Source organism: Erwinia persicina, from assembly GCF_014838825.1.
In the GTDB taxonomy this organism is placed as follows: Bacteria; Pseudomonadota; Gammaproteobacteria; order Enterobacterales; family Enterobacteriaceae; genus Erwinia; species Erwinia persicina_A.
Map to the genome: position 1 here is coordinate 118809 of NZ_JACYMO010000013.1, position 8103 is coordinate 126911.

Sequence of the window (8103 nt, forward strand, 5' to 3'; positions counted from 1 at the left end):
TACAGGAACAGAAATAAATGGAAGATTTGACTCTGCGCTATTTCGATGCAGAAATGCGCTACCTGCGTGAAGCCGCGAAAGAGTTCGCACAAACCCATCCCGATCGTGCAGCGATGCTCGACCTGGATAAGGCTGGCACTGCCGATCCTTATGTCGAACGTTTGTTTGAAGGCTTTGCTTTCTCGATGGGGCGGCTGCGAGAGAAGATTGACGACGACCTGCCGGAGCTGACCGAAGGGCTGGTCAGCATACTCTGGCCTCACTACCTGCGTACCATTCCGTCACTCTCGGTGGTGGCGTTCACGCCTGCGCTTCAGGCCGTGAAGATGGCGGAAGTGATGCCCGCGGGTCTGGAAGTGTACTCACGCCCGGTGGGGCCGAAAAACACGGTCTGCCGCTACCGCACCACCCGCGATGTGATGCTCAACCCGCTGAACATCTCTGGGGTGACCATGACCACCGAGCCTGACGGGCGTTCGCTGCTGAGGATGCGCTTTGCCTGCAGCACGCAGGCAGACTGGTCCCATGCTGACCTCAGTCAGCTGAGTCTCTATCTCGGTGCGGATGCACACGTCAGCAGTCAGCTGCACCTGATGCTGACCAGACGGCAGGCCGCCCTGTATATGCGCCTGCCCGGGCAGGCCGACCGCATTCGTCTTGACGGGTACTTCTCGCCGGGAGGATTTGCGGAGGAGGACGGTCTGTGGCCGAAAGGGGATACTGCCTTCAGCGGTTACCAGCTGCTGCTGGAGTACTTTACCTTCCGCGACAAATTTATGTTTGTCCACCTCAACGGTCTGGACGGGATCACGCCGCCTGCAGGAGCAGAGTACTTCGACATCGAAGTCGTGTTCAGTACACCATGGCCATCTGACCTGCCGGTCACTGATGACGCGGTTCGTCTGCACTGTGTGCCGGTGATTAACCTGTTCACCCTGGAAGCTGACCCGCTCACCATCACCGGGCTTGAAAGTGAGTATCTGCTGCGCCCCAAACGACTGCAGGACGGACATACCGAGATTTATGCCGTGGATTCGGTCACCGGTTCAAACCGCACCTGTGATGCTGAATACGTGCCGTTCAGCAGCTTTCGGCACAAGGGCGGGATGATGCGCCGTCAGGCACCGCCCCGGTATTACCACACCCGCGTGAAACGCAGCGTCACCGGACTGTATGACACCTGGCTTATCCTCGGTGGCCACCAGTGGGAAGATGACCGTCTGTTTGAGCGCGAAGCCGTGTCGCTGCAAATCACCGGCACCAACGGTCAGTTACCGCGCCGGGCGCTGCAGAGCACGCTGCTCGACCGCTGTGAGCCGGTGGTACAGACGCCGCTGTCGGTGAAAAACCTCTGCAAACCCACGCTGCCGGTTTACCCGCCTGCGGAAGACCGTTTCCACTGGCGCGTACTGAGCCACCTGGGCTCCGGGTTCCTGAACATGATGAGCACCGCCGAAGTGCTGCGCGGAACGCTGGCGCTCTATAACTGGCAGGAAGATGAACTGAACACCCGACGTCTGGAGGCGATCCAGCATGTGGTGCATCACCGCCTGCAACGTTTTGAGCAGGGCTATCTGCTGCGGGGGCTGGATATCGAAGTGACTCTCGACAGCAACGGCTTCACCGGCGAGGGGGATATTCACCTCTTTGGCGAAATGCTCAACCGGTTCTTTGCGCTGTATGCCGACATGAACCAGTTCAATCAGCTCACCCTCATCATACAGCCAGAAGGAAAATGCATCCGGTGGAAAGAGAATCACAGTCCGCGCCTGCCCGGCTGATGGAGCAGCTGGGGGACCGGCTGCCCTATATTAACTTTTACCGCTTCTGTCAGTTGCTGGAGCAGAGTCAGCCGGACAAACCGGTTACGGGCAGCAGCTGGCAGGTACGTCATGAGCCGGTGCGTTTCCGGCCGCATCCGGGCATGGGCTTCCCGGCCTCCGAAATCAAAGGGATTGAGCCGCCAGAGCATCCTCATTTGCCGCCGACGGTGCGTATCACCTTTATGGGGCTCTACGGCGTGGAGTCTCCGCTGCCAACGCACTATGTCAATGACATCACCCAGCGACGGGAAGGGTATGAGGCGACCGCCGGTTTCCTCGATATCTTCAACCACCGGCTGATTGCCCAGTACTACCGTATCTGGCGTAAATATTCCTACCCGGCGACCTTTGAAGAGGGTGGGAAGGACAAAACCTCGCAGTACCTGCTGGGGCTGGCCGGGCTTGGGATTGATGGCTGCACGGACAGTATCGCGGCCCCGGCTTCACGCTTTCTGGCACTGCTGCCGGTAATGCTGCTGCCGGGGCGGACGGCGGAAGGCATGGCCTCGCTGGTGCGCCTGCTGGCACCTGACTCGCAGGTAAAAATCTGGCACCACGACAAACGCCGTGTGCCACTAAAAAAGCCGCTGACCATGAGCGTCAGCCAGCCCGTCACCCTGACAAACCGTCCGGTGATGGGCAACTATGCCACCGACGTGAACAGCCAGGTGCTGATGCGCCTGACGACCACTAACCCGGCTGAAGTGCAGGGCTGGCTGCCCGGTGGCGAATTGCATACGGATCTGATGGCGCTGCTGCATGTTTATCTTGGCTCCCGCCTCGATGTGCGGTTACAGCTGTGTGTCGACCGCAGTCTGCTGCCTGACGCGACCATGAGCAGTAAACCGCAGGCAGGTGCCGTGCAGCTGGGCCGCACTGCCGTGATGCGACCACTGAATGCGGCTAAGACCGCCACGCACCCCCAAACAATCACCATTAACCTGGGCCGCTATGAGCGGGTACAGGAAAATATTCACCGTAGGGAGACCGATGAAGATGGCGATTACCGCTGGTAAATTTCCTCTGGCAGCGCTGGCCGCCGGTATCACACTGATACTGGCTGGCTGTGGGCTGACTCAAAAAGTGACAGACGGCACCGTTGCTGTGACCAAATCGATTTTTTATAAGCAGGTAAAAACCCTCCACCTCGATATCCGCGCCCGCGAGGGCGTGAACAGCAATGCCGCTGGTGTGGCGCTGTCCACCGTCGTCAGGATCTACCAGCTGAAAGACAGGAAGGCATTTGACAGCACGGATTATGCCTCGCTGTTTGCCACCGACAGCCAGGCGCTAAAGGCCGATTTGCTGACGGAAAAAGATATTCGTCTGCGTCCGGGTGAAGCGGTGACGGTGGATATGCCGATGGAAGCCAGCGCCCGTTTTGTCGCGGTGGTCGCGATGTTTCTCACCCCCGATGAGGATAACAATAGCTGGCGTCTGGTGCTCAGTCGCGACGATCTGGACCCGGATGATGCCCGCCAGATTGAGCTGAACCAGCAGACGATAATGCTGCAACCGCTTAAGGACAAGTAATGCCTCACACCCATAACGCCCCCTCACTGTATGAAATGCTCTATGGCAACTTCAGCGGCGGGTTGGATCTGCACAACGTCAGCGAGGAAAACCAGGTGATCCTCTCAGTGCTCGATAACATGCAGCGCATCCTCAACTGCCGCGCCGGTTCGCTGGCGCATCTGCCCGACTATGGGCTGCCGGATATGACCAAAATCCTGCAGGGGATGCCCGGCACTGCACATCAATTGATGACCACGCTGTCCGGCGTACTGCTGCGCTACGAGCCGCGCCTCAACAGCATCAGTGTGGATATGCTGCCGCAGACGATCCCCGTACGCTGCCGGATTATGCCGCCCTGCGCGACGAACTGGGCAAACTCTCCCACCCGGCACGGCCAGATGTGAACTGGCATTTAGTCGAAAAACTCAGCCTGTCGTTATTTGAAAAAAACGGTGTTGAGCTGCAAACCGCTGCCTGGTTTACGTTGGCCAGAAGCGCTCAATTATGGACAGCGGCTGGTGCATCAGGCACAGACGCTTAACCCGCAGGATCCCGCTACGGATAATATGGCTACCGCGTGGCAACAGCAGATGAGTGCGTCGGCGCTACCGGCAGACACGATGGGAGGCTGGCAGGTGGGGATGGCACAGCTGCAGCAGCTGACCGTCAGACTGAATGCCCTCGATGGCCAGCGCGGAAAATATATCACGGTGAGCGAGCTCAAGTCGGTGGTGTACGACGTGACTCAGGCGTTTAATCGCGCACTACCGGCTGAGGAACGTCTGCGTCGTTATGCCGCCAGCCCGTCTGAGACTGAACGACAGCAGGCTTCAATAGCGCTGGCGCAGTTACAGAAGCGCTATTTTTTGCTCAGGCAGGCGGCTGGATCACCAGGCGCACCGGACGTAACCTCTCAAAATTAGAGGGCTTCCCGTCACGGGCCGGGGCCTGATAAACTTCTGTTATCTTCTTACGGAAAAAGAGCGGGCCATGTCACTCAGTAAGAAAGCGATTAAAGAGCAGGACGATCGGTTGAGGGAGAAGTTAAAACGCTGGGATGACCTGGCCTTTATCCCGTTTATTGCCATTCCGCTCGCCCTTTATCTTACCCTGGGACGTACCCTGGCGATGCTCACCCCTTTGCTGTGGGTGATATACAGTGCGGCCTATCTCTGTCTGTTCCATCACCGGTTGAAAGGGTTTTCCACTGACGAACTGCGCAGCATCGCCACCATGTGGAGAAATTATCCTTTCAGGGTGTTCTGCTGGCTGTTGCTGATCGCTGCCGGACTGTGCGTGGTGGCCGTAATCGTCCAGTATTTAAAAGCGGCATTTTTTATTAAATAGCAGAGGTAAGGGCGGGTCTCAGGGATGAGACCCGTCATCGAACGCAGTTCGATGGAGAGTCCGGATGGCAGAAAGCAAAAAACCCGCTAAAAGCGGGTTCTTCTGAATTTGGTGCCCGGACTCGGAATCGAACCAAGGACACGGTTCCTGACTCATTAACCATATGATTGTTAATCAGTTAGTCTTTCGCTTCGATTGCGAATGTACCACTACTTTGTACCATTAAGCAACACCTCACTAGCACACTAATGAATATCGCAGGCTATACCTTATAGCAAAAAATCGTGTAAATTTAATCACGTTTGGTTCTACCATTTTCCCTTTGAAGCTAAACCATAAACCTTAGTTTTATGATACATCTGGCTTATCATTTTCATTCTTTGCCGCGATTATATCCAGTTTGGCTGCTCTTAGAATTTTACTGAAATGTATTGCCTTGGATTTGATCCTTGGGTCTATCTGGCCTGCTGCGTGAAGCCTACCTGTCAGTTTCTCCAATGCTATTACCCGATCTCCATCTGATGTTTGCAAGGCTAAAGTTTCAAATCCTTTTTTAATCATTTGGCTATGCTTCCACCGCGTTTTCAGTACTCCATCCGAGATAATTACCCCAGTTAGAAGCTTCGCCTGATTCTCTTGGTAGAACATTTCTTTTTTTGATTTTGATTTCATACCATGCTTGGAAATGCATGACTTGGCACAATGTGAAAAACCTTTTGGAATTTTTTCTCCAGAAAAAGCAACGTCATCTACGTATACCGAAAAATCTAAGTCATTTTCATTTGCTAATTGATATAGCTCATCGAACATTGATTTGTTGGCCCAGTAAGCCAATACCATACTTAGAGGACTACCAGTAGGGACACTATAGTTGTAGGTGACTAAATTAGTTAACAGATGAGCTACATCAGGTTGCATCTGAAAATCATTAACAAATAGCCTATAGATCTTTGAACCTGAAGTTGAGGGGAAAAATTTATGAATGTCCAATTTTAATAACTGATAAGAATTCTGATGAACCTTTGCATTGGTTATTATAGATCTTTTTTTTCTTCCAGAATGGATGTAGTCTGGTTGCTCAATCCTATTGAGTAAACTCCCTATTTTTTTATGGATTTTTTTTAGTTGTAATATAGGTTCTTGTACGCATCGATCACTCGGAGTGAGAAAAACTCTGTATGAGGAGTCTTTAGATAGCTTCTCAATTTGTGGGAGACTGAAACCTAGTAAAGCCAGAAGCTTTTTTTTAGTTGTCAGCTTGAATAAAGGTGATTGGTTTATAGGGTAATTTTTTAGTGAGCTGAAACTACTAGAGGAACGTGTTGCATTTTTCATTGACTGTTATCCTTTTCATTATGGCCTCCAACGGAAGCACTGCTTCACCAAGGACCACAAGGACGCGAGCCCTTCAGAATGGAATATTTCTGACACTATCTCTTTGATTAATAAAGTAAACCCTATCTTCATTAATCCTTTCAAAAGGTCCTTCAACTTCCCACTCATACAACACGTTTGCTGAACACTAGTTTGGTTCTTTTTGCGTGATCTCTTACGCATATAACAACTCCTTCTCAGTTCCCAGCAGATCGGTATGACCTGCTAGCCTCGCATGAACTGATAGGATTGAGAGTTGTTCAGCAATTAACCCCAATAATCCGACGTCATTTATGGCGTCGTGCCTCGCACACATCTGGATATCCAGTACGTCGGCAACACGGCATAACGGTAAACCGGTACGTCGGCGGCACGGCATAGTAGTAACCCGGTAGCTCTGCATGACGGTAGCCCGGTAAGTCGGCGGCACGGCGTAACGGTAAACCGATACGGCGGCAACTCGGCATCGCGGTAACCCGATACATCGGCAACCCGGCATATTGGAAACCCAGCAGCAGCGGAATCAATGCCAAGGAAAGCACATTGTACCAGCTGCTCTGTGTGGAGAGCTTTTAGAAGCCGTAGCTTCCACGATGCCCAAACAACGGACATCAAGTTTTCACGAGGATATCTCTCCTTAACTAGCAAGGGAATCTTATGATCCATCTGCTCAATTTGCAATAGGGGATCTTGTTTGCCTTGATGGAATACAAGCCAGAGCCAAATTGACAGACGGACGATGGGCAACTTCCCTTTGTATTAATTTCATCGCCAATTGGCAAGACTGCATGTCTTTAGTCCAAGTTCTTTCCATTGGGCCACCGTACTGGATTTGATCACCTTCTAAATATCCCTGAACAAGAGTGAAGCTGGTTAACTGATTACTAGATATGTCCGTGTTTGCAGTTTTTGGCGTCTCAATGCACTCGCCGTCGAACCTTGCCCAACGAATTGATACTTTTTGCAAAGAGTTAAGTGTGTTATGGCATTCCTCACGACTTACATAGTCATAAGTATATTTCCCCATGTCTGCAGACATATCTTCAGATCCAACCATTAAATGTAATACTAAAGCGAACACTGTTGATGTCATATTAAGCTCCTTTTAAAGATTTAGTTTCCCTAACTATTCGATAAATGCTTGTGATGCCTATGCCTAACTCACGCGATATTTCAGGTTTCGTAAAACCTTTATCTACCATATCGCAAACTTCTTTAGCTTTCTCTCTTGCAGTTGCTTTTCGACCTTTGTATTTTCCCTTTAGTTTTGCAAGTGCAATCCCCTCAGCTTGACGCTCAAGCATCATCTCCCGTTCAAACGTAGCAATCGCACTGACCTGCCCCCTGTCTCAGATACAACGATCAGTTAGTAATGTCGGTTTGATTACCTTCTAATTTTCTGTTTCTCCAGCCCGCTGCAAACTCAGATGGTGTCTGGTAATTCAGCGACGAATGTGGACGGCACTCGTTATAATCCTGCCGCCAGTCATTAATGATTTTCCTGGCGTGAGTAATATCGCTGAACCAGTGCTCATTCAGGCATTCATCGCGAAAGCGTCCGTTAAAACTCTCAATAAATCCGTTCTGCGTTGGCTTGCCCGGCTGGATTAAGCGCAGCTCCACGCCATGCTCATAAGCCCACTGGTCAAGTGCTCTGCAGGTAAACTCCGGCCCCTGGTCAGTTCTTATCGTAGCCGGATAGCCGCGAAACAACGCAATGCTGTCCAGAATACGCGTGACCTGCACGCCTGAAATCCCGAAGGCAACAGTGACTGTCAGGCATTCCTTCGTGAAGTCATCCACGCAGGTAAGGCACTTGATCCTGCGACCGGTGGCCAGTGCGTCCATGACGAAATCCATCGACCAGGTCAGATTGGGCGCCATCGGGCGGAGCAGCGGCAGACGTTCTGTTGCCAGCCCTTTACGACGTCGTCTGCGTTTTACCCTCAGGCCATTAAGTTGATAGATACGGTAAACCCGCTTGTGGTTAACACAAAGACCTTCACGCCGCAGAAGCTGCCAGATACGCCGATAACCAAAACGG

At 52.1% G+C, this 8103-nt stretch carries 10 protein-coding genes and 1 pseudogene; 7 read left to right on the forward strand and 4 right to left on the reverse strand.

All coding sequences use genetic code 11. The features are described 5' to 3' along the window. Positions 1-17 precede the first annotated feature (17 nt). From tssF to IFU29_RS20830, 7 genes and pseudogenes are all read left to right on the forward strand, one after another. Positions 18-1781 (forward strand): type VI secretion system baseplate subunit TssF, encoded by a 1764-nt coding sequence (tssF, locus tag IFU29_RS20805; RefSeq protein WP_191935591.1) that lies wholly within the window; start codon positions 18-20, stop codon positions 1779-1781. Then, positions 1736-2839, forward strand: coding sequence for a type VI secretion system baseplate subunit TssG (tssG, locus tag IFU29_RS20810; RefSeq protein WP_191935592.1), 1104 nt, complete (start codon positions 1736-1738; stop codon positions 2837-2839). The genes tssF and tssG overlap by 46 nt, the downstream gene beginning before the upstream one ends. Next, positions 2820-3356: a type VI secretion system lipoprotein TssJ gene (gene tssJ / locus IFU29_RS20815; RefSeq protein ID WP_191935593.1), complete on the forward strand. Its 537-nt coding sequence runs from the start codon at positions 2820-2822 to the stop codon at positions 3354-3356. Before tssG ends, tssJ begins: the two co-directional genes overlap by 20 nt. After that, the gene (gene tssE, locus IFU29_RS20820) at positions 3356-3742 is read left to right on the forward strand and encodes a type VI secretion system baseplate subunit TssE (protein WP_244633765.1); all 387 of its coding nucleotides are present in this window, start codon (positions 3356-3358) and stop codon (positions 3740-3742) included. The genes tssJ and tssE overlap by 1 nt, the downstream gene beginning before the upstream one ends. Then, positions 3676-3834: pseudogene (locus IFU29_RS22740) on the forward strand (type VI secretion system ImpA family N-terminal domain-containing protein); the annotation flags it as partial. The gene tssE and the pseudogene IFU29_RS22740, both read left to right, overlap by 67 nt. A gap of 22 nt (positions 3835-3856) precedes the next feature. Further along, complete coding sequence (locus IFU29_RS20825) at positions 3857-4261, forward strand: VasL domain-containing protein (protein WP_423244856.1); 405 nt, start codon at positions 3857-3859, stop codon at positions 4259-4261. A gap of 67 nt (positions 4262-4328) precedes the next feature. Further along, positions 4329-4685 carry a hypothetical protein gene (locus IFU29_RS20830; RefSeq protein WP_191935594.1) on the forward strand — a complete coding sequence of 119 codons (357 nt, stop codon included), beginning with the start codon at positions 4329-4331 and terminating at the stop codon, positions 4683-4685. Positions 4686-5033: 348 nt separating this feature from the next. Here IFU29_RS20830 and IFU29_RS20835 read toward each other — a convergent pair whose 3' ends face one another. The 4 genes from IFU29_RS20835 to IFU29_RS20850 form a co-directional block, all read right to left on the reverse strand. Next, a complete protein-coding gene (locus tag IFU29_RS20835; RefSeq protein ID WP_191935595.1) occupies positions 5034-6020 on the reverse strand; it encodes a reverse transcriptase family protein in 987 nt (328 codons plus the stop codon). 709 nt (positions 6021-6729) lie between these two features. Continuing rightward, positions 6730-7152 (reverse strand): hypothetical protein, encoded by a 423-nt coding sequence (locus tag IFU29_RS20840; RefSeq protein WP_191935596.1) that lies wholly within the window; start codon positions 7150-7152, stop codon positions 6730-6732. Between the two features lies 1 nt (position 7153). Further along, positions 7154-7366 carry a hypothetical protein gene (locus IFU29_RS20845; protein ID WP_244633766.1) on the reverse strand — a complete coding sequence of 71 codons (213 nt, stop codon included), beginning with the start codon at positions 7364-7366 and terminating at the stop codon, positions 7154-7156. A 55-nt stretch (positions 7367-7421) separates the two neighbouring features. Further along, the coding region (locus IFU29_RS20850; protein ID WP_191935597.1) for an IS3 family transposase at positions 7422-8103 on the reverse strand (682 nt) is incomplete at its 5' end.

Bases quoted from the DNA above. Each gene is read 5' to 3' on its own strand.
- tssE (WP_244633765.1), top strand. From the start codon at position 3,356: ATGCCTCACACCCATAACGCCCCCTCACTGTATGAAATGCTCTATGGC.
- IFU29_RS20840 (WP_191935596.1), bottom strand. From the start codon at position 7,152: ATGACATCAACAGTGTTCGCTTTAGTATTACATTTAATGGTTGGATCT.
- IFU29_RS20845 (WP_244633766.1), bottom strand. From the start codon at position 7,366: ATGATGCTTGAGCGTCAAGCTGAGGGGATTGCACTTGCAAAACTAAAG.
- IFU29_RS20830 (WP_191935594.1), top strand. From the start codon at position 4,329: ATGTCACTCAGTAAGAAAGCGATTAAAGAGCAGGACGATCGGTTGAGG.
- tssF (WP_191935591.1), top strand. From the start codon at position 18: ATGGAAGATTTGACTCTGCGCTATTTCGATGCAGAAATGCGCTACCTG.
- IFU29_RS20835 (WP_191935595.1), bottom strand. From the start codon at position 6,020: ATGAAAAATGCAACACGTTCCTCTAGTAGTTTCAGCTCACTAAAAAAT.
- tssJ (WP_191935593.1), top strand. From the start codon at position 2,820: ATGGCGATTACCGCTGGTAAATTTCCTCTGGCAGCGCTGGCCGCCGGT.
- tssG (WP_191935592.1), top strand. From the start codon at position 1,736: ATGCATCCGGTGGAAAGAGAATCACAGTCCGCGCCTGCCCGGCTGATG.